The sequence below is a fragment of the Echinicola jeungdonensis genome, from assembly GCF_030409905.1.
In the GTDB taxonomy this organism is placed as follows: domain Bacteria; phylum Bacteroidota; class Bacteroidia; order Cytophagales; family Cyclobacteriaceae; genus Echinicola; species Echinicola jeungdonensis.
This window is the reverse complement of sequence record NZ_JAUFQT010000002.1, coordinates 256746-278591: the sequence shown is the minus strand read 5'-3', so window position 1 is coordinate 278591 and position 21846 is coordinate 256746. Positions and strand designations below refer to the sequence as shown.

General features: G+C 39.7%; 18 protein-coding genes. 13 read left to right on the top strand and 5 right to left on the bottom strand.

Annotated elements, in window-relative coordinates; all coding sequences use genetic code 11:
- Positions 1-9: 9 nt before the first annotated feature.
- Together QWY93_RS14420 and QWY93_RS14415 are read left to right on the top strand one after the other, a co-directional pair.
- Positions 10-777 (top strand): LytR/AlgR family response regulator transcription factor, encoded by a 768-nt coding sequence (locus QWY93_RS14420; protein WP_290249072.1) that lies wholly within the window; start codon positions 10-12, stop codon positions 775-777.
- Between the two features lie 239 nt (positions 778-1016).
- Positions 1017-2735 carry a polysaccharide lyase gene (locus tag QWY93_RS14415; protein ID WP_290249071.1) on the top strand — a complete coding sequence of 573 codons (1719 nt, stop codon included), beginning with the start codon at positions 1017-1019 and terminating at the stop codon, positions 2733-2735.
- 214 nt (positions 2736-2949) lie between these two features.
- Here the strand turns inward: QWY93_RS14415 and QWY93_RS14410 are convergent, their stop codons facing one another.
- The 3 genes from QWY93_RS14410 to QWY93_RS14400 form a co-directional block, all read right to left on the bottom strand.
- Positions 2950-3948: a 4-hydroxyproline epimerase gene (locus tag QWY93_RS14410; RefSeq protein ID WP_290249070.1), complete on the bottom strand. Its 999-nt coding sequence runs from the start codon at positions 3946-3948 to the stop codon at positions 2950-2952.
- A 308-nt stretch (positions 3949-4256) separates the two neighbouring features.
- On the bottom strand, positions 4257-6089 hold the full coding sequence (locus QWY93_RS14405) for a glycoside hydrolase family 2 protein (protein WP_290249069.1): 1833 nt from the start codon (positions 6087-6089) through the stop codon (positions 4257-4259).
- A gap of 29 nt (positions 6090-6118) precedes the next feature.
- Entirely contained in the window at positions 6119-6259 is a 141-nt protein-coding gene (locus tag QWY93_RS14400; protein ID WP_290249068.1) for a hypothetical protein, read from the bottom strand.
- A 141-nt stretch (positions 6260-6400) separates the two neighbouring features.
- Between QWY93_RS14400 and QWY93_RS14395 the strand changes: the two genes are divergently transcribed.
- The 5 genes from QWY93_RS14395 to QWY93_RS14375 all read left to right on the top strand — a co-directional run bounded on the left by QWY93_RS14395 (position 6401) and on the right by QWY93_RS14375 (position 11313).
- Positions 6401-7831 (top strand): circularly permuted type 2 ATP-grasp protein, encoded by a 1431-nt coding sequence (locus QWY93_RS14395; protein ID WP_290249067.1) that lies wholly within the window; start codon positions 6401-6403, stop codon positions 7829-7831.
- 7 nt (positions 7832-7838) lie between these two features.
- On the top strand, positions 7839-8819 hold the full coding sequence (locus QWY93_RS14390) for an alpha-E domain-containing protein (RefSeq protein WP_290249066.1): 981 nt from the start codon (positions 7839-7841) through the stop codon (positions 8817-8819).
- Positions 8816-9559, top strand: coding sequence for a proteasome-type protease (locus QWY93_RS14385; RefSeq protein ID WP_290249065.1), 744 nt, complete (start codon positions 8816-8818; stop codon positions 9557-9559). The genes QWY93_RS14390 and QWY93_RS14385 overlap by 4 nt, the downstream gene beginning before the upstream one ends.
- Positions 9549-10427, top strand: coding sequence for a transglutaminase family protein (locus tag QWY93_RS14380; protein ID WP_290249064.1), 879 nt, complete (start codon positions 9549-9551; stop codon positions 10425-10427). Before QWY93_RS14385 ends, QWY93_RS14380 begins: the two co-directional genes overlap by 11 nt.
- Positions 10428-10536: 109 nt before the next feature.
- Complete coding sequence (locus QWY93_RS14375) at positions 10537-11313, top strand: endonuclease/exonuclease/phosphatase family protein (protein ID WP_290249063.1); 777 nt, start codon at positions 10537-10539, stop codon at positions 11311-11313.
- Between the two features lie 205 nt (positions 11314-11518).
- Here QWY93_RS14375 and QWY93_RS14370 read toward each other — a convergent pair whose 3' ends face one another.
- Positions 11519-12178 (bottom strand): metal-dependent transcriptional regulator, encoded by a 660-nt coding sequence (locus QWY93_RS14370; protein ID WP_290249062.1) that lies wholly within the window; start codon positions 12176-12178, stop codon positions 11519-11521.
- A gap of 116 nt (positions 12179-12294) precedes the next feature.
- Here QWY93_RS14370 and QWY93_RS14365 point away from each other — a divergent pair, with 116 nt between their 5' ends.
- Positions 12295-14562 (top strand): TonB-dependent receptor, encoded by a 2268-nt coding sequence (locus QWY93_RS14365; RefSeq protein ID WP_290249061.1) that lies wholly within the window; start codon positions 12295-12297, stop codon positions 14560-14562.
- A 9-nt stretch (positions 14563-14571) separates the two neighbouring features.
- Positions 14572-15045 (top strand): thioredoxin family protein, encoded by a 474-nt coding sequence (locus QWY93_RS14360; RefSeq protein WP_290249059.1) that lies wholly within the window; start codon positions 14572-14574, stop codon positions 15043-15045.
- 168 nt (positions 15046-15213) lie between these two features.
- On the opposite strand, the gene ygiD is transcribed toward QWY93_RS14360, so the two are convergent.
- On the bottom strand, positions 15214-16047 hold the full coding sequence (gene ygiD, locus QWY93_RS14355; protein WP_290249058.1) for a 4,5-DOPA-extradiol-dioxygenase: 834 nt from the start codon (positions 16045-16047) through the stop codon (positions 15214-15216).
- A 301-nt stretch (positions 16048-16348) separates the two neighbouring features.
- Between ygiD and QWY93_RS14350 the strand changes: the two genes are divergently transcribed.
- The 4 genes from QWY93_RS14350 (at position 16349) to QWY93_RS14335 (ending at position 21686) form a co-directional block, all read left to right on the top strand.
- Positions 16349-17398, top strand: a complete 1050-nt coding sequence (locus QWY93_RS14350) for a hypothetical protein (RefSeq protein WP_290249057.1) — start codon at positions 16349-16351, stop codon at positions 17396-17398.
- A gap of 57 nt (positions 17399-17455) precedes the next feature.
- A complete protein-coding gene (locus QWY93_RS14345) occupies positions 17456-18139 on the top strand; it encodes a 2'-5' RNA ligase family protein (protein WP_290249056.1) in 684 nt (227 codons plus the stop codon).
- A gap of 26 nt (positions 18140-18165) precedes the next feature.
- Positions 18166-18597, top strand: a complete 432-nt coding sequence (locus QWY93_RS14340) for an NUDIX domain-containing protein (RefSeq protein WP_290249055.1) — start codon at positions 18166-18168, stop codon at positions 18595-18597.
- Between the two features lie 218 nt (positions 18598-18815).
- A complete protein-coding gene (locus QWY93_RS14335) occupies positions 18816-21686 on the top strand; it encodes an FAD-dependent oxidoreductase (protein WP_290249054.1) in 2871 nt (956 codons plus the stop codon).
- The last annotated feature ends 160 nt before the right edge of the window (positions 21687-21846 follow it).

Genomic DNA, 21846 nt, shown 5'->3' with positions numbered 1-21846 from the left:
ATCTAAGTAATGAAGGTATTAATAGTTGAGGATGAAAGTCTAGCAGCCGAGAAACTGGCCAAAATGCTAAAACAATATGATGATAAAATCGAAGTTTTGGACAACTTAACTTCAATTAAAGAAACCGTTGATTGGCTAGCTTCCAACCCTGCCCCTGACTTGATGATGTTGGATATCCGGATTGATGATGGACTTTCTTTTGAGATTTTTCACCAATCCCAGGTGGAATGCCCCGTCATTTTTACAACTGCCTATGATCAATATGCAATCCGAGCTTTTAAAGTCCACAGCATTGATTACCTTTTGAAACCTATTCAATATGAAAAATTGGCTTTCAGCCTGGATAAACTAAAAAATTTAAAAGCAACCTATAAATCCTCGTCCCCAGGCATTGATCTGGATCGGTTAATGGATGCCCTTCAGGAAAAGCAAAACCAGTATAAATCCCGCTTTTTGGTCAAGGCAGGAAATAAAATCCGGACAGTAAAAACCACAGACATAGCATACATCTATACCGACCGGAAACTCAATTTACTGGTAACTACTGCCGGGGACAAATACCCCTTAGACCAATCATTGGATGAACTAGTTCAGGTTTTAGACCCAGAAGTGTTTTTCAGGGCCAACCGGCAATTGATTCTTCATATAGATGCGGTTTCAGAAATCCACCCCTATTTCAAAGGAAGGGTTAAATTGGAGTTAAAACCTGCATTGGATACAGAAATCATCATTAGCAGCGAAAAGACACCTTCCTTTAAATCCTGGTTGGACCGATAATCAAACCTCCATTTTTTTCTTAAAAAAACACGAATTTTCCGGCAGGGAAATATCCCGGTTCAATCTTCTTTTGTCCCTTTTGATCCAAAACACCTTAATATTCCTTCCAACTCACTTTAAATTAAACTTCTGAAACAAAAGGGGAGTTTTATCAACCATTGAAGGATGATCCCTCCATAGATGAAACAATCTTTTTAGGCCTTTTTAATTTGAGGCCATAGAACACAATAAACCAAAGTATGATGAAGAATCACAAAAAAAGTATTTTATCATTTTTATTCGTATTTGCAGCTGCCACCAGTGCTTTTGCGCAGTACCCAGATGTATCATCTGAAGAAAGAGCAAAAGCAGACAGTATAAAGAAAACAGCTTTAAGACTTTCTGATGAGGCTTGGGAAGAAGCCCGGCACATCGTTTTTCAAGAAGAAGAAAAAGGAAAGCCATATATCCCTTGGGCTTTTAGACCAACTGATTTGCCACAGGCTGACATTCCAGCCTTCCCAGGTGCAGAGGGTGGTGGAATGTACTCTTTCGGAGGCCGCGGTGGAAAAGTTCTTACTGTAACCAGCTTAGCTGACCGAGGACCAGGTACCCTAAGGGAAGCATTGGAAACCGGTGGTGCCAGAATCATTGTTTTCAACGTGGCCGGGATCATTAAACTGGAAAGTCCATTGATTGTAAGGGCACCTTATGTGACCATTGCCGGACAAACTGCTCCAGGTGACGGGGTTTGTGTAGCAGGAGAAACTGTTTGGATTGATACTCATGATGTGGTGATCCGACACATGAGATTCAGAAGAGGTGAAACTTTTGTAGGAAGAAGGGATGATGCCATTGGGGGTAATCCAGTTGGAAATATCATGATCGACCACGTTTCCGCCAGCTGGGGTTTGGATGAAAACATGTCCATTTATAGACACATGTACAACCCGGGAGCTGATTATAAAGACGAAAAATTGCCAACCGTCAATGTAACCATCCAAAACAGTATTTTCTCTGAAGACTTGGATACTTATAACCACTCTTTGGGAAGTACATTGGGAGGTGAAAACTGCTCTTTTATGAGAAACCTTTGGGCCAACAATGCCGGAAGGAACCCTTCTATCGGATGGAATGGTATCTTTAACTTTGCCAATAATGTGATCTTTAACTGGAGCCATAGAACTACAGATGGTGGTGATTACAAAGCCAAATACAACATCATCAACAACTATTATAAACCAGGACCGATTACCGATCAATCAAGATCCGTAAGTTACAGGATTCTAAAACCAGAGTCTGGAAGAAGTGATTTGGACTCCATGGTATTTGGACGTGCTTATGTAAATGGAAATATTGTTGAAGGAAATGAAACCGTTACCCAGGACAACTGGAAAGGCGGCGTTCAGGTGGAAGGAAAAGATGGCCAGTTGATGGAATATGATGAAGCAAAAAGATTCTTCCCAAGAATGAAAGCCATCAAGCCATTCCCAATGCCTCATTTGACCATTCTCGAGAAGGAAAAAACTTTTGACCATGTAATGGTAAATGCTGGAGCTACTCTACCAAAAAGGGACCCTGTAGATGAAAGAATCATCAGAACCGTAAAAACTGGAGAGGCAGAATATGTAAAAGGCCTGGATCCAGATTCTTTTTATCAATTTGAACATAGAAGATTAGAACCAGATTCTTATAAAAAAGGTATCATCACAGACATCAGACAAGTAGGGGGATATCCTGAATACAATGGAACTCCATATGTTGATTCGGATAAGGATGGTATGCCTGATGAATGGGAGAAAAAACACGGATTGGATCCCAATAATGCAACTGATGCCAATGGCGATCTCAACGGTGACGGTTATACCAACATCGAAAAATATATCAACGGCATTAACCCTAAGCGACAGGTTGATTGGACTGACCTCTCCAATAACGAGGACACATTAGCAAAAAATGGGCTTTCTGTAGATAAATAAAGGTTAAATGGTTAATTAACTCAGTGTGCTCAGGTTTGTTCAAAAGCTCAGGGATTTCCCTGGGCTTTTCTTTTTTAGAGGATCGGTTAATAATTAATTTACCAATCACGTTATTTTATCGGATTTTAGATCAATGGAAATTAATTTTGGTCCACAGTCGACTGTCAACCATTTATCCCTCTTAATGACAATTTTTAAATAACAAATCACCTACCTACAACACCTGAAAACCAAACACATAAGGATCTTCATCATCCAAAAAAATTGTATTGTATCCCGTTATTATAGCCCACCCTTTAATACTTGGAATTATGGCCGGAAATTCACCCACCTGGCTTGTAGCCAGGATTTCCCCGGAAAATTTGGACCCAATATAGCTTTCATTGACAAAAGGTTCCCCCACTTTTAATTTGCCTTTTGAATGAAGTTGGGCCATTCTTGCAGAGGTACCTGTTCCACAAGGTGAACGGTCGATGGCCTTATCTCCATAAAAAACTGCATTTCTACCATTGGAGGATTTATCCAGTGGCCCCCCAATCCATTGGATATGACTTAGCCCCGAAATGTTGGAGTTTTCCGGATGCACAAAATCATAAGCTTCATTTATTCTTTTCCTTAACTTCCTGCTCATTGAAATCAATTGTTCTGCAGAAAAGTGCTGCAATCCAGGGAAATTTTCCTGGGGTTCAATTATGGCATAAAAATTTCCTCCAAAGGCGATATCAAAATTCAGTTCTCCCAACTCCTCACATTTAATCCTCAGATCTTGAGCCATTAAAAAACTGGCCACATTGGTTAACTTCACCGACTTAACTTTTTCAATTTTTTGCTGATAAGTCACCTTAACCAGTCCCGCAGGAGTTTCTAGGCGTAGTTTGCCTGATTCTTTGGGAATTACCAAGCCCTCTTCTATGGCAATGGTGACAATACCAATGGTACCATGACCGCACATGGGCAAACAACCACTGGTTTCGATAAACAATACAGCCAAATCATTTGCAGCATCATGGGGAGGAAAAAGCATGGCCCCGGACATCATATCATGACCCCGGGGCTCAAACATCAATCCCCTCCTGATCCAATCATAATGCTCCATAAAAAACAGCCGTTTTTCGGTTACACTTTCTCCCTTTAAAAATGGAACCCCTCCGATTACCAATCGCACCGGATTTCCACAGGTATGGGCATCAATACAGGAAAAAGTCTTTTTCATATTTCGGCTCAACTTGAATCAAATCAGTTAAAAAATAAAACTGTCATTAATTTATATGGATTATTTGAATAACCCTATAAGAAAGAATGGTTATATGTTAATTTGTTTACCGTTACACTTAGGCATTTTTAATAAAACTTAATATGCTTAAAACCAAAAAAGCCCTCAAGGAAAATGAGGGCTTTTGGAGGTTCGAAGTTAAATAAATTCAATTCGTGCTAATTGGTGTAAACTTGTCCGCTGAGGCGGTTTCGTGGATCTCATTTTTTTGAGATTTTTGAAAAATTGCCAATACCGATTAATTGAATTTATTTTGCCTGATAAAGTTTTTCATGTACTTTCTTTAAAAACTCTGGGGTCAGCTTGATCACTTTTCTATCATAGGTCATCAATCCATTGGTTTCTACTTCCACATCGGTGGTTTGAGTATAAACTGCTGCAGATAAACCTTTGGGAATAAGCTCAGCTATTTTCTCCATCATTTGGGCATAGCGATTTTGCAAGTCTTCAACAGTCTGGAAACTCTGATATCCCCAGTTGTTTTTATCCTGCCAGGTATGGCCTTCCACTGGTAAGCCAAGTCCGCCAAATTCACCCAAGGTCAAAACCATTTTATCCCCGAATAATTTCGGATCCGGCATAGCGGGATCCGGATAATTATGTAAGTCCATGATCTGACCTGCAGGGTGGAAATTTCCTCCACTGGCACCATTCACCAGTCTGGTTGGATCATAATTTACAGTCCAGTTTACGTTCTCAACAGTTTTGAACTGCCCCCAAGCCTCATTAAAAGGAACCCAAACGACAATAGATGGGAAATTATAATTGGCGTCGATAATTTCCTTCCACTCCTTTTTGTATATCGCCTCAGACTCTGGGCTTCTATCTCTTTCAGTTCCTACACCTATGATTCCAGGTCTTGGGTTCCATTGGTTTCCATGGTCGCCATTTGGCATATCCTGCCAAACCAGCATTCCCATTTTATCACAATGATAATACCATCTGGCAGGCTCCACTTTCACATGCTTTCGAATCATATTGAATCCCATTTCCTGGGTTTTGATAATATCAAAAACCAAGGCCTCCTCACTTGGAGCAGTATAAAGGCCATCAGGCCACCATCCCTGATCCAGAGGCCCATATTGAAAAACAAATTCATCATTTAACAACATGCGCAGAACGCCATTTTCATCTTTTTCCATGCTGACTTTTCGCATGGCTGCATAGCTTTCTATCTCATCAATTTTTCTGTTTCCTCTCACCAAACTCACTTCCAGATCATAAAGGAACGGGTTTCCAGGGCCCCAGAGTTGGGGATTTTTAATATTAAGTACAGCAGGTTCCCCTACTCCTACTTCTTTTTCAGCCACCACTTTTCCTTCTGCCAAAGCTTTCACCTTTACCTTTTGATTGCTTTGGGAATTGGCAACCTCTGTTTCAACAGTCAAAGTTTCGGCATCCACATTAGGAGTGTTTTTTGTGGCGACAATATGGCTTTCTGGAACCGTTTCAGTCCAAACTGTTTGCCATATCCCGGTTACCGGAGTATACCAAATTCCATTTGGATTGTTAACTTGCTTTCCCCTGGGTTGAGGCCCCTCGTCTGTAGGATCCCAAACCCTTACTACCAATTCATTGTTTCGTCTTCCTTTTAGCTTATCGGTAATGTCAAAGGAAAAAGGAGTATAGCCTCCTTTATGGATTCCAACTGATTCTCCATTGATAAACACTTCAGCTTCCCAGTCCACAGCACCAAAATGTAATACAACACGTTCTCTCCGAGAGGTTTTTACATCAAAACTGGTTCTGTACCATAGTTCATTTCCCTTTCCTACCCTTTTTCCAACACCTGAGAGTGCGGATTCCACTGCAAATGGAACCAAAATTTCTCCATCGTAATCAGAAGGATTTGCATTCCCTTTGGCTTGAATTTTAAACTTCCAAAGCCCGTTTAAATTTTGCCAATTGTCCTCACGGACCATTTGGGGCCGGGGGTACTCCTGATGAACCTTTTCAGGGTCAATTTCCTCCGCCCACTCAGTCATAATTTTCCCTTTGGCAGGCTCCCAGCCTCCATTTTGAGCCCAGACTACCGACTGGGTAAGGAGCAAAATTGCGCCAAGTATAAACGATTTTTTCATAATGGTTTAATTTAGTTTGATAGTTAAATTTATTGTTTTAATTCAGGAAAAACACTGATTTTCAACCTTGCTCCACCCATAGGGATCAATTCAACTTCTTCCACTGGTTGGTCAGAGTTTTTGGGTAAATCTTTGAGCTCTCCCCCAATCCATATTGGCCCAATTGCCATTCGGGTAATTTTAGTTTTGAGATACTTCAAAATCCAAAAAAACTGGCCCTACATTATATTTTTCACCCCCAACCTTCCAATAGTTCAAAATATATTATAAATTATAAGGATTCTCAATCACCATAAAATATTGAGTAAGCTATGGATTTAAGCAAATATCAAAATAATGGATTTTTTGATGAAATGTTTTTGGAGGATGGAAATTGCAGGCAACACTACAATTCCATTCAGGAATTTCTCCAAAACGTATCCAAAAAAAGGCTAAAACAGCTACAATTTTCAGCCAACAAAGCCCAGGTTTCCATGGGCATGACCTTTAATGTCTATCATGATAATCAAGGGCTGGAAAAAATATTGCATTTGGATGTGATTCCAAGAGTCATTTCCAATTCAGAATGGCAACATATTGAAGCAGGCCTTAAGCAAAGGACCCATGCACTAAATTTATTTATTCAAGACATTTATAATGAACAAAAAATCCTAAAAGACAAAATCATTCCTGAAGATTTGGTCCTTGGGAGTAAGGATTATTTGAAACCATGCATTGGACTGACTCCACCCAAAGGCATCTGGTGCCATATCACAGGTACAGACCTTATCCGGGACAATAAAGGAGAATATTATATTTTGGAAGACAACCTGAGATGTCCTTCAGGAGTAAGCTATATGCTTGAAAGTAGGGAAATCATCAAAAGGGCCTACCCTGACCTTTTCAATCATTTGGGGGTAAGACCCGTATCAAATTATCCCACCAAGCTGCTGAACATGTTGCAGTATTTGTCAGATAAGCCCAAACCAGTCGTTGGGGTGCTGACTCCTGGTATTTATAATTCTGCCTATTATGAACATTCCTATTTGGCTTTGCAAATGGGGGTAGAATTGGTGATTGGCCAGGATTTATTGGTTCAGGACAAAAAAGTTTATATGCAAACCACCAAAGGCTTGGAACAAATTGATGTGCTTTATCGAAGGATAGATGACACTTATTTGGACCCAATGGCTTTCAATCCTGATTCTGTTTTGGGAGTACCTGGATTATTTGATGCATATAGAGCTGGAAATATTGCCTTGGCCAATGCCCCAGGTACGGGAGTAGCGGATGACAAAGCAGTTTATGCTTTTATGCCGGATATTATTAAATACTATTTGGACGAAGCGCCCATACTCAACAATGTCCCTACTTACTTATGCCGAAAAGAGGAAGACCGGAAATATGTTTTGGAACATATTGACCAATTGGTAGTGAAAGAAACCAATGCTGCAGGAGGATACGGAATGTTAATCGGTCCAAAATCCAGCAAAGAAGACCATCAAAAATTCAAAAAATTAATAGAGAAAAACCCCAACAATTACATTGCTCAACCAACCCTTTCTTTATCTACTGTCCCTACTTTTACTGAAAATGGTTGTATTGAGGGAAGGCATGTGGACTTAAGGCCCTATATTTTGTTTGGGGAGGAAATCGAAGTAATTCCAGGGGCATTGACCCGGGTTGCCCTTAAAAAAGGCTCCTTGGTAGTCAATAGCTCCCAAGGGGGGGGTAGTAAAGATACTTGGGTTTTATATAACTAATCAGCCTATGCTAAGCCGCGTTGCAAATTCTATTTATTGGTTGGGTAGGTACCTGGAAAGGGCCGAAAATTATGCCCGATTTATTGATGTAAATTTCAACCTGATGCAAGATCTGCCATCGGACTTGAAAGAACAATGGGAGCCCTTGGTGCTTGCTTCTGGTGACCAGCCCATTTTCCAATCCAAATATTCAACTCCAAACCGGAAAAATGTCATTCACTTTCTGGGAATGGATAAGGACAACCCCAATTCTATCCTTTCTTCCGTGACCAAAGCCCGGGAAAATGCAAGGATTATCCGGGAAAACCTGACCAAAGAAACCTGGGAAAAAATCAATGAGCTTTACCATTTTGTTAAAAAAGGAATTGAAAAGGAAATCTGGGAAAAAGATGATCCCAGAAAATTTTTTAATGAAGTCAAAAATAGGGTAATTCTTTTGTATGGACTTGCTGAGGCCACCATTGCAAGGACAGAAGGTTGGTATTTTCGGCAATTGGGACTTTACCTGGAAAGGGCGGATAAAACCAGCAGGATCCTGGATGTAAAATACCATATTTTACTTCCTTCCCCCCAGGAGGTAGGAACTCCGCTTGACTACCTTCATTGGATGGCCCTATTGAAATCGGTAACGGGATTCAACACTTACCGAAGGTTGTATGGACATATACAACCTTCAAATGTAGTGGAATTTTTGACCCTCAATAAATACTTCCCCAGGTCCATATATTTTTGCATGAAAGAAGCAGAATTATGTTTACGCAAAATTTCAGAATCCCCTGAGGAGGGGTATATTAATCAGGCAGAAAAATCACTGGGAGGCCTTAGGTCCCAATTGGAATTTGGAGATGTAAACGATCTTATCAATACCGGTGTCCATGAATATATGGACAACCTTCAAAAAAAATTAAATAAACTCTCCATTGAAATTGAAAAACATTTCTTCCAGGTAAAAGAAAATATTAGCATTCAAAATCAGGAACAAGCATGACTTTTTGTTTAGGGATCAAAACCCAATTTGGCTTGATCGGCCTCTCCGATACCAGGATAACATCGGGTACAGAAACAACCACCTCCAAAAAGGTGTTTGTGGTCAATAAAGAAAAACACTCCTTCTTTATCATGACTTCTGGATTACGCTCGGTCAGGGATAAAGCCATTACTTACTTTACCGAAGTCATCGAACAGCAAGATGACAATTTCAATAAACTTTATAAAGCCGTCAATGAATTTGGCAGCCAAATACGACGAGTTGCTCGTGAAGATAAAGAAGCTTTGGAAGAATCCGGAATGACGTTTAACCTTCATTCAATAATTGGAGGGCAACTTCAAGAGGATGATGAACCAAGACTTTACCTGCTTTACCCACAAGGAAACTGGATCGAAATACGAAAGGGAACCCCCTTTGTGATCATTGGGAATTCGGGTTTTGGGAATCCTGTACTTAGAAGGTCGCTTTCTTATGAAGAATCATTGGATTTTGCCATGAAGACCGCATTTTTGGCTTTTGATGCTACCCGGATTTCTGTAAATGACGTGGATTTCCCCATTGACACTGTAATCTTGGAAAACGACCAATTTCATGTGGTGGAAAGAAGATTTGAACTGGATGAATTGATTCATATTTCCAATTTTTGGAATAACCGCTTAAAGGAATCCATTAACGATTTGCCTGCTGAAATTTTACAAAAAGCCTTTGTAGACCAAGAACCCCATAGCAATGATTTATAATCATAATCTCCAAATCAGGCATAAAACTGTCTATCATTACAGTAAGCCAGTGGAGCTGAACCCCCATCAGGTATTTTTAATTCCCTCCTTGCGAACCTATTTCCGGGTCAACCATTATGACATCAAAATATCTCCAAATCCTGCAGGTACCTTTGAAAGAATCAGTCTGGAAGGAAATCCTTTTCAACAATTTTGGTTTGACAAGCCCACTGAATCCCTTCAAATCAATGTGGATATAGAACTCTTTTATAGGACTTTTAACCCCTTTGGTTTTTTGTTGGATCCTGATTTTGGCCAATTGGATGATCAAGGGAATTTACAAGTCCAATATCCTGCCAGCGATCATGCCTATTTAAAAGCTTATCTTGTCCCCCATTCTTCTCCGGTATTAATGGCTTTTTCTCAAAAAGTCAAATCCCGTTGCCAAGATATATTAGGTTTTCTTATCCAATTGACTGCTGAAGTGCATGGCCATTGCAAGCATCTTATCCGTGAAGATGAAGGGATTTGGCCCCCGGAAAAATGCCTAAATGAAAAAAAGGGTTCTTGCAGGGACTTAAGTTGGCTCTTAATCCAGCTATTGAGGGGGGAGGGCATTGCCTGCAGGTTTGTTAGTGGGTATGCTTTTAATCCCGAACTGGAAGAAGGCCATGAACTGCATGCCTGGGTGGAAGCTTATTATCCCGGAGCGGGTTGGATCGGGCTGGATCCCAACCTTGGATTACTCACTGATCATTTATATTTTCCTTTAACGGCCAGTTTTGATCCTTCCCATACCTTGCCGGTCCAAGGAACTTATGGAGGAACTGCCGAATCCAAAATGGAAAGTTATGTAGAAATCAAATCCTTGCCCTTGAAAAAATCATAATAGTTAAAAATTCAATTCAATGAAATTTCGGAATTTCTCGCTGTGCTTTTTTTTATGGATGCTGCTTTGTCTTGCCTTTTCCACCAAATCACTAGCCCAAGCTAACATTATGAGAATCGCTACTTATAATATCCGCTTTGATAATCCTGGAGATGCACCCAACCATTGGGACAATCGAAAAGAAGTGGTTGCTAATTTAATCAAATTTCATGGTTTTGACATTTTTGGTACTCAGGAAGGCTTGCACCACCAAGTGGAATACCTTAAAAAACATTTGCCCCAATTTGAATATGTGGGAGTGGCTAGGGATGATGGCAGGCAAAAAGGAGAATATTCCGCCGTATTTTACAACAAGGAGAAATTCAAGCTTTTAGAAAGCAATACCTTTTGGCTCTCCACGGATACCAGCAAGCCTAACATAGGTTGGGACGCAGCATTGCCTAGAATCTGCACCTGGGCGAAATTGAAGGACATAAATAATGGCAATCAGTTTTTCGTTTTCAATACCCATTTTGACCATGTAGGTACTGCAGCACGCCAGAAAAGTGCTCAATTAATCCTGAATAAAATAAAGGAATACAGCCAAAATGGCCTTCCGGTAATGCTTTTAGGGGACTTCAATGTGGATCAGGAAAACCCCGCTTATTATTTATTGGAGAATTCTTCAGAATTGAAAGACTGCTTTAATGCAGCCCAACTTCGCTACGCCAATAATGGTACTTTCAACAGCTTCGATATTTCTAAAAGCTCCGACCGAAGAATTGACCATATTTTTGTCAGTGAATCCGTTAAAGTTAAAAAGTATGGCATTCTAACTGACACCTATCATAATCGGTACCCTTCGGACCATTTCCCAGTCATGGCTGAAATAGAATTGAGATATTAGATTTTAGACTTGAGATATTAGAGGTTAAATAAAAGAGAACGGATTGATTTAATTACGCTGGCTTCGAATCCACTCAGCCACCGTTAAAAATCAACCAACCTAAACCTAAACTATCGGAGCTGGTCAGAATTTGAAACCCCGACCAATTACTTATTGAAATTCAACTCCCTGAATAAAAAACCAACCTGGTTTTTCTCCAATTCTCCTAATCAGGATCTGATACCAAAAGCCTGTCACAAACTATATGACTTAAAGTTTCTTCCCTGCCTTTATCATAACGGATGGTCATGCTTTTATCGATGGATTCAATGGTCAAAATCTCAACAGTTGTTCCCAATGTCAAATCCCTTTTGTCCAAAAATTCCAGAAATTCACGGGAGGAATTGGAAACAGCAACTATTTTTACCGACTCCCCTGCACTACAATCACTTAATTTTTGATAATCCAATTTGATGATTTTTCCATTTTTATCTGGAATGGGAGAACCATGTGGATCGAACTTTGGGTAACCTAATAATTCATCCATTTTTTCAAAAAATTCCGGGGATCGAATATGCTCTATCTGTTCGGCAATATGATGAACCTTTTCCCAACCAAAACCCATTTTTTCCACCAAAAATATTTCAGTAAGGCGGTGTTTACGTACTATCAAAGAAGCTTCCCTTTCTCCCTCCTCCGTAAGTTGAATGGGTTTATAGCTCTCATAAATCACCAAACCTTTTTCTGCCAACTTTTTGATCATGCTATTGACAGTAGATTTTTTGATATCCAAACGCTTACTCAAACTATTTACTGTTGCTTCTCCGTGTTCCTGGGTCAAGGATAATAATGCTTTTAAATAATTCTCTTCAGTCTGTGAAAACATATAGTCTTTTGTCACTTTTCATAAAAACAGTTCAAATATAAAAAAATATCCCAAACTGTTTTGTTAGATCAATCTAACTTTATAATTTTGTTATTCAAATTTTATTATTAGAACATATGAACCAAAAAGTTTTACTACTAACATTTACTCTTGTATTTATATGCAACTTGATATTTGCCCAAAATGGCCAAATCACTGGTAGGGTCACCTCTTCCTCGGGTGAGGCCTTGGAATTAGTTAATGTGGGCATTTCTGAATTAAATCTGGGTGGCATTACAGATAACCAAGGAAATTTCAGAATAGAGCAGGTACCTGAGGGGACCTGGAAAGTGCAGGCTAGTTTTATTGGTTTTCAGCCCAAGCAAGAAGTGGCAAAAGTCCAAAATGGCGAAGAAATAAAATTGAATTTTGAGCTCAGCTCCACCGATACCCAAATGGACGAGGTAGTAGTAACCGGTACCATGACGGAAATCAGCAGGGCGGATAGTCCTGTTCCAGTGGAAGTAATTACCCCGGAACTATTCCGAAAAAACCCCACTCCCAGCCTTTTCGAATCCGTTGGAATGGTGAATGGGGTCCAACCTCAATTGAACTGTAATGTCTGTAACACAGGGGATATTCATATCAATGGTATGGAAGGTCCTTATACCATGATTTTAATTGACGGAATGCCTATTGTCAGTGCACTGTCTTCAGTCTATGGTCTTAGTGGAATCCCTAATAGCATGGTAGAAAGAATTGAAGTAGTGAAGGGCCCGGCTTCTTCTTTATATGGGTCTGAGGCAATGGGGGGAATTATTAATGTGATCACCAAAAGTCCCGTACGTGCCCCTTTGGTAAGTGCGGATGTATTTTCCACCACTTGGGGTGAGGTAAGTGCGGATGCCGCAATTCGGTTCAATGCTGGGGAAGCTACCAGTTTGTTTGGGGTTAATTATTTCAATTATGAAAATCCAATTGACAAAAACGGGGATAATTTCACCGATATGACCCTTCAGGACAGGATTTCCATTTTCAACAAATGGAATTTTTCCCGCAAAAACAACAGAGCATTTAGCTTGGCCGGAAGGTATGTGTATGAGGACCGTTGGGGTGGTGAAATGAACTGGGATAAACACCAACATCGTGGTGGAGACGAAGTTTATGGAGAAAGTATTTATACCAAAAGGGCAGAATTTATTGGTCTTTATCAATTGCCCGTAAAAGAGCGCATATTTACTCAATTTTCATACAATTGGCATCATCAGGATTCTTGGTACGGCGACACCCCGTATATGGCTAAGCAAGAGGTGGCGTTTTTACAAACCTATTGGGACAAAAAATGGGGAGAAAATCATAAGTTCTTACTGGGAACTTCCTTCCGCTATACAGTATATGATGACAATACCCCGGCCACAGCTACAGCTGATGGGGAGGCCAACCAACCTGCCAGAACACCCTTACCAGGTGTATTTGTTCAAGATGAATGGACAATGAACCCTAAGCAAAAATTGTTATTGGGTTATAGGTATGATTATGACAATCACCATGGTCATGTGCACTCACCCAGATTAGCTTACAAAGCCAGTCCAAGTGAAAATCATACCTTAAGAGCCAGCTTCGGTACCGGCTTCAGGGTAGTCAACATTTTTACTGAGGACCATGCAGCTTTGACCGGGGCAAGGGAGGTGGTGATCTCTGAGGAATTGAATCCCGAAAAATCATATAATGGGAATTTGAATTATGTATGGAGCATCCCCACAGATGATTTCTATTTGGAATTTGATGCGACTGGATTTTATTCCTATTTCACGAATAAAATCATTGCAGACCTTGACAGTGATCCCGATAAGATTTTTTATAACAATTTGAGGGGACATGCGATTTCCCAAGGAATATCATTGAATACCAATTTAACCTTTAATTTCCCATTGAAAATATTGGCTGGAATCTCTTACATGGATGTTTTCCAAAAAGAAAACACAGGTAATGACGGCGATCTTGAAAAAGTCCGTCAACTCCATGCCCCCAAATGGTCTGGAAATTACACCATAAGCTATGGTTTACCACAAGGATATTCAGTAGACTTTACCGGCAAATGGAATGGGCCTATGCGCTTACCTATTTTACCCAATGATTACAGGCCCGAATACAGCCCTTGGCACCTCATCGCCAATGTTCAATTATCCAAAAAATGGGACAATGGTCTAGAACTTTATGGTGGGGTTAAGAATCTTCTGAATTTTGTTCCCAAGGATCCCATCATGAGGCCTTTTGACCCCTTTGATGAAAATGTGGACGACCCCATCAATAATCCCAATGGGTACACTTTTGATCCAGCCTATAATTTTGCTTCCATGCAAGGGATAAGGGCTTTTGCTGGAATTAGATATAATTTGTATTAAACCAGAAATATGAAACGGAGGCTTTTTCATATTGTTTTCCTTGGCTTGCTTTTGGGAGCGATAAACAAGCCGGGTATGGCTCAAGATAGCCTTTCCCCGCTAAGTTTTCCTGCCTTGGAGGATAGTATGAATAATTCCCCAAAGCCTATCATATTAGAAATCACCACAGATTGGTGCAGGTATTGTAAATTGCAAAAAGCGCAGATCAAAAAGGATAAGATCTTACTTGACTTGTTAAAGGATTACTATTTTGTTGAATTGGATGCTGAAGGTAAAAGAAACATTGAATTTGACGGTAAAAATTACCAGTACCAATCTCAGGGGCTCTCGGGAGGTGTTCATGAACTGGCCATTCACCTGGCTGGAAATGAACATCTCTCCTACCCTACTTGGATATTTTTAAATGAACAATATCAAGTGGTTTACCGGTTTGGAGGAGTTTTAAAACCCAACGACCTTAAAACCATTATCCGCCATTTGTAAAGCCCAATTCCTATTAAATGAAAATCCTTTGTGCACATTAATAGAAAATTACTCCCCAAAATAATCACTTATGGACAATAGTTAATTAGTTTTTTTGGGTCGGGTTATTCTGTGGACCAATTAATATTATAACTTTTTACTTCAATAATCACCCCATAAACCAAAAACTCACCCCCATTTAACGGAAGTCATGGTCAATGAGCCTCCAACAGCTTTATCATTAAAAAAAGTTACTTCCTCTTTATTTTTGACCAAGCCCAGGGTATATAACAAAGGAAAATAATGATCAGGAGTGGGAATCGCCAAAATGGCCTCTTCACCTAATTTATCATATTGGATGAGGGCTTTATGATCACCATTGGCAATCAAAGATTTAAATTTATCATTGATGGTGTTAGCCCAATCAAAACCATAATCATTCGTACCTAACTTATCCCAGGCTACCATACGAAGATTGTGCACCATATTTCCACTTCCTATGATTAACACCCCTTTTTTTCTGAGGTGATAAAGTTCCTTGGCCAATTCATAATGGTATTGTGGACTTTGGTAATAATCAATACTTAACTGCAATACAGGGATATGGGCATTTGGGTACATATGTCTTACCACCGTCCAAGTGCCATGATCCAAGCCCCAATCATGGTCTAAGCCCACCTGGGTACTTTCTATCATTCCAGCCAAATGCCTGGCCAAGGTTGGATGACCAGGTGCTGGATATTCCACTTCAGATAAAGCCTTTGGAAACCCTGCAAAATCATGAATAGTTCTAGGTTGTTCCATAGCAGTCACATGGGTGCCCCTACTCAACCAGTGGGCAGAGATTACCAAAACTGCATTGGGTTCCGGTATTTCTTTTCCCAATTTTTCCCAATACCGGGAAAACAGGTTATTCTCAATACCATTCATAGGAGAACCATGTCCAACAAATAAAACAGGCATCAAGTCCCCTCTTTCGGGAAACTCCTCTGTCATCTTTCGAAAATCCGCCAAATTATTCATATACTATTCCTTTTGTTCGATAATAAATGTATATACAAACAATTTACATCTCCTCCAAAGTTCCCTTCCAACTTTCCCATAATTACCAATTTATAATCACATATGAAAAGGTTCCAGACCAATTCAAACACTTTTTGAGGATGCAAAACATTTCAAAGATGTCTGAAAATCAGTATATTTAATTAATATAACAGGTTTTTCCATATTCGTTAAAAGGTACCCTCCACCCATTTAACTTTAGAAAAGGGTCTTTCCAATCGTGTTTCGTTTTTTACATCACCCATCCAACATAAAATTCAATATGAAAAATAAGGAAGAACGGTCTACTATATTGGCAGAGATCAGCAATTGGTTGAAATTATTGGGTTTGGTAGTCTTGGTTGCCGAAGGGGTAATCATTCTCGCCATGAACTTGACGCCAGCAGAACATCCCATATCAACTTGGTATCCAGTATTTATGTTATTATTTCTAATCATTATTGTGGTCGGGATTTTTATGGACCGGTTTCACAAAAGAAATGTGGAGTCCTCAAATCTTAAACTTGAATTGGGGTCCAGAGAATTAAGCATCCAAACGGGAAAAAAATTAGAAAAACAACGTCAAGATGTTAATCAGGCAGATTTTATTGATAACAAATTGGGCTTTGCGCTGACCAGGCCACAAATGAAATACTGGAAACCCCCAGAGTACCTAAACCATAAAGATTATTTAATTAAAACAGGATTGATACAAGAGGAACATTGGCAAAATATAGTAGCTGCAGCCCAAGTTATGCCTTTTGGCAAAATGCTTACTGAGTCAGAAACAGTTTTATTTCAATATGGAGAGTCAATAAAAATCAATTTCACCGAAAATAGCACTACTGAACTAATTGATAAACACCTGGAACGTTTGTCCAATTTTTATGTTTCCCATGGGGAAAAACCCCTATCTGAAGAAGAAGCAAAAAAATTGCGTGAAGACCTTTTTTATGGACAATTGGACCTGAGCAAAATGGTATTTTCCAATAGTTTTGTGGTCCAGGTACTCGACAAAAATTTGGCTTTAAAATCCCCCATTGAACCAAATCTGCCGAATTTATTTGCTGCCATCCAAAGAACAATTTTTGAACCCCTGGACCAATTGATTTCCAACAAAGCTTCTATCCTTTGGGGGTCTACCAACAAAATCAAACACATCAAAATCGAGGAGGAAGAACAGGACATCACTATTTACCGGATGAACCGAATGTTGGAAAATGAAGGGAACTTTTACCAATTACAAATTCAGTGGTCCCCTGAATCCAAAGCAGCTATTAGCATTTGGGAAGAACTGAAAAAAATGTTTGAAACATTTAAATTGATTCATTAAACCAAAGACTTTAAATTCAGGGTTAATAATCAACCATACAAGCTTCTAATTTCTTTCATGAATTTGGAAAAACATTACACGCACCTTTATGAGGAGGCAATTCATAAAATAACATTGGATCAAAATTTTAAAGACTCTTGGCTTGACAATCCAAATGACAACCGATATGGCATTACCTTGCTTGCCAGGCCTGACCCCAATTGTATACAATCCATTCAATCTTTTCTAAATCAACTAAGAATAATCGAACCAGAACAATATTATTATCCTTCCTCTGACATTCACCTTACTGTCATGTCATTGATATCCTGCTATCCAGGTTTTGAATTGGAAAGGGTGAATGTTTCAGATTATGTAAAACTCGTTGGGGAAAGCCTTAAAGGGATTAAACCATTTAACATTAAGTTGGAAGGTATCACTGCCTCCCCGTCCTGCATTATGGTCCAAGGATTTCCTTCCAATGGAAGATTAAAACAAATCAGAGATCAATTAAGGCAACAATTTAATAATGGAAATTTAGAACATACCATTGATAAACGTTATTCTCTCCAAACAGCTCATAACACTGTAACGAGGTTTAAGTCTACCATTCAAAATAAAGGTGAATTTCTGGATTTACTCCATCGATACAGGTATTTTGATTTTGGGACTTTTGAAATCAATTCGATGGAGTTAGTATTCAATGATTGGTACCAACTAAAAAACAAGGTCAAAGTGCTTCATCGATATTCCTTGGATTAATTTTTATTAACTAAACCAAACTAATAATGAGTTATACATACAAGTATCCCCATTTTGCATTGACTGTTGATATGGTTATTTTTTCTGAGGACCTAAAACAGCTGCTTTTGATTCAAAGGAAAAACCCTCCCTTTAAAGATTGTTGGGCGTTTCCGGGTGGTTTTGTTGAAATAAATGAATTGATTGTACATGCGGCCCACCGGGAATTAAAGGAAGAAACGGGACTATCTAATATCGAACTGAAAAATTTTGGTTTTTTTGATGCCGTACACCGGGACCCTAGGGAGAGGGTAGTGTCTTTTGCTTTCACTGGAAAGACCCCGGTTTCCAAGCCTATCAAAGCCAAGGATGACGCAAAAAATGTACAATGGTTTCCTGTGGGAAATCTTCCTAATTTGGCATTTGACCATTTGGAAATTCTATTAAAGGCCATTAAAGCTAACCAAAACCCTAAATAAATTTTAATACCCGGGCTAATTGACCTTCATTCATAGTACAATTAACTTTATTTACTATATTATTCACTTGAAGTTACCATTTTAACAAGAGCGGCAGAATCTGACATTTTTATTTAGCCTAATTTAATTTTCATTTTCTGCATTTGGATTTTGATTTTTAGAATGACACAACTTTTACAGGCAATAAACCTATCATTTTATTTTAAATCTATTTTACCATGAAAGATTCTTACGACATTATCATTATTGGCGGTGGAGCCATGGGACTCTCCTCCGCTGCAGCTCTTGCCAATACCGAAAAAAAAGTATTGGTGTTGGAGCAATTTGGTTTTTTCAATCAAAAAGGGAGTTCTGCAGGGATGTCCCGGCAATTCCGGGTCCAATATGCCCAAAAATATATGGCTCAATTGGCCTTGGATGCCATTCCCTATTGGGAGGAATTACAGAAACACAGTGGGGACACCTTGGTGGACAAAGTGGGCTCATTATGGTTTGGGGATCCTTCTATTAGTTCACAGGAAGGAGGAATCCAGGCAGCAGAGGAAGTGATGAAGGAATTGGACATTCCTTTTACTCCCATGAATGCCAAGGAAATTGAAGCTAAATTTCCATTTAAAAATCTTCCTGAAGATTATACCGGTTTTTTTCAAAAAGATGGGGGCATCATCAACCTTTCGGCAACTTTGCAGACCCTTTTCAACATCGCCAATAAAGCCTCAAATATTGACCTGATAGAATATAATCCAGTCACCAATATTGACTCCAGAAAAAAAGGAAACATAAAAGTATTTACTGAAAAAAACATATTCACTGCTGAAAAACTCATCCTCACCCCAGGTTCCTATATCAACGACGTATTAAAACATTTTGGACTATCGGTCAATGTTGACATTTGGGAAATGTCATCCGCATACTATAAAAACACCGGAAACGTCCAGTTGCCCACTTGGTTTGTATTTCAGAAGCCTCAAAGCAAAAGCCTTTTCTATGGTTTCCCTGAGGTGAATTGGTCTCACCCAGGTTATATTCGAGTGGCACCTGATATTCCGGACCAAATCATCAATGATCCTTCTGATAGGACGGGTATTCCCAGTATTAAAAGTTTGGGATACAATTCCGAATGGGTAATGAAACATATGGAAGGCTTAGAGCCCAATCCAGAGTTCACCTCCACCTGCCTGATTACTCTGAACAATAATAATAAAGAGCTCATGGTTGACACCCTTCCCGAATGGGTGCATAACCATGAAGACATTGTGGTTTACACAGGAGGTTGGGCAGCAAAGTTTATTCCCTTGCTGGGTAATATCCTGGCAGACCTTGCGGTAACTGGAAAAACTAAATACGACCTTAGCCATTTCAAAATTGAATGGCCATTGGTAAGGGGGGAAATCAGCAACCGCTTTGATACCAAGGTAGCCAAAAACCTGAAATTGGATGTGGCAATTGTAGGGGCTGGTGCTTCTGGTCTTTATTCGGGTTACCGGCTCAAAAACGGTAAAGACCAAAATGGGAATTCATTGGATTTGGATATCAATATTTTTGAAATGAGTGACCGGGTGGGTGGCCGTCTGGAATCCATCAAATTACCGGGCATGAATGTAGTCGGGGAAATTGGAGGCATGCGGTATATGACTTCCCAAAAAATTGTCACATCGCTTATTGAGGATGTTTTTGCCACTCAGTATGCTCTTGACCCTATCCCTTTCCCCATGGGTGATCCCGATCACCATCTGTATTACTTGAGGAAGCAGCGCTTTTTTGCCAACAGGTTCAGCCAGGCTAAAATCACAGGAGAAAATTTCAAAACCCACTATGAAGTAGGAGAGAAATTCCAGGGTAAAAGCTCTGATGAAATTTTTAGGACCATCATCAAAAAAGTCTTAAAAAAAGGAGGACATTCCCTAAAAAAAATCCAAAACAGTCCCTCTCCTAGAAGAGAATGGAATAAGGTAAAAAAAGAACTTAAATATGAATTTAAGGGACCATATAAGGGGAAATATGTCTATGAAATTGGATTTTGGAACATGCTCAAGGACCAATCCTCCCAGGAATGTTATGAATTTTTGGCCCAGGCAGGCGGCTATTATTCCAACACCATCAACTGGAATGCTGCTGAGGCCATGCCTTATATGGTTGGGGATTTTGCTAGTGATTCGGTGGAATACAAAACCATTGATGGAGGATATGATCAAATTTTGACCTGTTTGGCAGATGATTTCCTTCAAAATGGCGGTAAAATCCGAACCAAAAACAGGTTGGCCAGTTTTGAAAAAAATCCAGATACTACCAGTGTATACAAATACATTCTGACTTTTTACAATATGGAAAGTAAGGAATACTGGAAGGTGGATGCCAAGGATATTATCCTAAGTATGCCCAGGAGGTCCCTGGAACTTTTGGACCAGGATAATTTCTTCTTTAACCGGGACAAGCAAAAAGCCTTGCAGCACAACTTGAAGTCGGTAATAATGGAGCCTTCCTGCAAAATCCTTTTGGGATTTGAGGAGCCTTGGTGGAAGGAAACTTTGGGTGCTCAGGCAGGGGAATCCATTACTGATCTTCCCATGCGGCAATGCTATTATTTCGGGGTAGACCCCAAAAACTCCCACTCCCTGTTTCTTTCCAGTTACAATGATATGAGAACAGTCCAGTTTTGGAAAGCATTGGACAATGGTGAAAAATTCCAGACCAAAACCACCAAACTGGTAAAAGGAAAAAATTTCCTTTACCCCCACTATGAGCATGCCAGTAAAATGATGGTAGAAGAAGTAATTAAGCAAGTTAGAGATTTGCATGGCCCTTCGATATCTGTTCCCGATCCATACACCTCTGCTTTCAAAGACTGGACCCTTGATCCTTACGGAGGAGGATATCATGCATGGAAAAACCACTACAAAGTCTGGGAAATCATGCCTTACATCCGTCAGCCTCATGAAGAGGAGCGGGTATTTATCACGGGAGAAGCCTATTCCGATCAACAAGGATGGGTGGAAGGAGCTTTTTGCGTGGCAGAACATGTGATGCGAGAAAAATATAATTTGGCCTGCCCGGATTGGCTGAATGAGGATTATTATTTAGGTTGGTAAAAACAAAGCCCTTCCACTTAACGGGGAGGGTTTTCCTTCTAAGCTATCCACTTGCCTACTAAATAAAAATAGAAGGTATCAATCCCTTATAGAAATAAATGATACCTGGTATTGGGTGAATACTCAAAAAAGATTTCCCCAGCCAAAAATGCCTGGGGAA

Excerpts from the sequence above, each read along its gene's own strand:
- QWY93_RS14340 (WP_290249055.1), top strand. The coding sequence starts at position 18,166 with ATGAGTTATACATACAAGTATCCCCATTTTGCATTGACTGTTGATATG.
- QWY93_RS14420 (WP_290249072.1), top strand. The coding sequence starts at position 10 with ATGAAGGTATTAATAGTTGAGGATGAAAGTCTAGCAGCCGAGAAACTG.
- QWY93_RS14400 (WP_290249068.1), bottom strand. The coding sequence starts at position 6,259 with ATGGCAATTGGGCCAATATGGATTGGGGGAGAGCTCAAAGATTTACCC.
- QWY93_RS14365 (WP_290249061.1), top strand. The coding sequence starts at position 12,295 with ATGAACCAAAAAGTTTTACTACTAACATTTACTCTTGTATTTATATGC.
- QWY93_RS14390 (WP_290249066.1), top strand. The coding sequence starts at position 7,839 with ATGCTAAGCCGCGTTGCAAATTCTATTTATTGGTTGGGTAGGTACCTG.
- QWY93_RS14385 (WP_290249065.1), top strand. The coding sequence starts at position 8,816 with ATGACTTTTTGTTTAGGGATCAAAACCCAATTTGGCTTGATCGGCCTC.
- QWY93_RS14345 (WP_290249056.1), top strand. The coding sequence starts at position 17,456 with ATGAATTTGGAAAAACATTACACGCACCTTTATGAGGAGGCAATTCAT.
- QWY93_RS14370 (WP_290249062.1), bottom strand. The coding sequence starts at position 12,178 with ATGTTTTCACAGACTGAAGAGAATTATTTAAAAGCATTATTATCCTTG.
- QWY93_RS14410 (WP_290249070.1), bottom strand. The coding sequence starts at position 3,948 with ATGAAAAAGACTTTTTCCTGTATTGATGCCCATACCTGTGGAAATCCG.
- QWY93_RS14375 (WP_290249063.1), top strand. The coding sequence starts at position 10,537 with ATGAGAATCGCTACTTATAATATCCGCTTTGATAATCCTGGAGATGCA.
- QWY93_RS14380 (WP_290249064.1), top strand. The coding sequence starts at position 9,549 with ATGATTTATAATCATAATCTCCAAATCAGGCATAAAACTGTCTATCAT.
- QWY93_RS14360 (WP_290249059.1), top strand. The coding sequence starts at position 14,572 with ATGAAACGGAGGCTTTTTCATATTGTTTTCCTTGGCTTGCTTTTGGGA.
- QWY93_RS14350 (WP_290249057.1), top strand. The coding sequence starts at position 16,349 with ATGAAAAATAAGGAAGAACGGTCTACTATATTGGCAGAGATCAGCAAT.
- QWY93_RS14405 (WP_290249069.1), bottom strand. The coding sequence starts at position 6,089 with ATGAAAAAATCGTTTATACTTGGCGCAATTTTGCTCCTTACCCAGTCG.
- QWY93_RS14335 (WP_290249054.1), top strand. The coding sequence starts at position 18,816 with ATGAAAGATTCTTACGACATTATCATTATTGGCGGTGGAGCCATGGGA.
- ygiD (WP_290249058.1), bottom strand. The coding sequence starts at position 16,047 with ATGAATAATTTGGCGGATTTTCGAAAGATGACAGAGGAGTTTCCCGAA.
- QWY93_RS14415 (WP_290249071.1), top strand. The coding sequence starts at position 1,017 with ATGATGAAGAATCACAAAAAAAGTATTTTATCATTTTTATTCGTATTT.
- QWY93_RS14395 (WP_290249067.1), top strand. The coding sequence starts at position 6,401 with ATGGATTTAAGCAAATATCAAAATAATGGATTTTTTGATGAAATGTTT.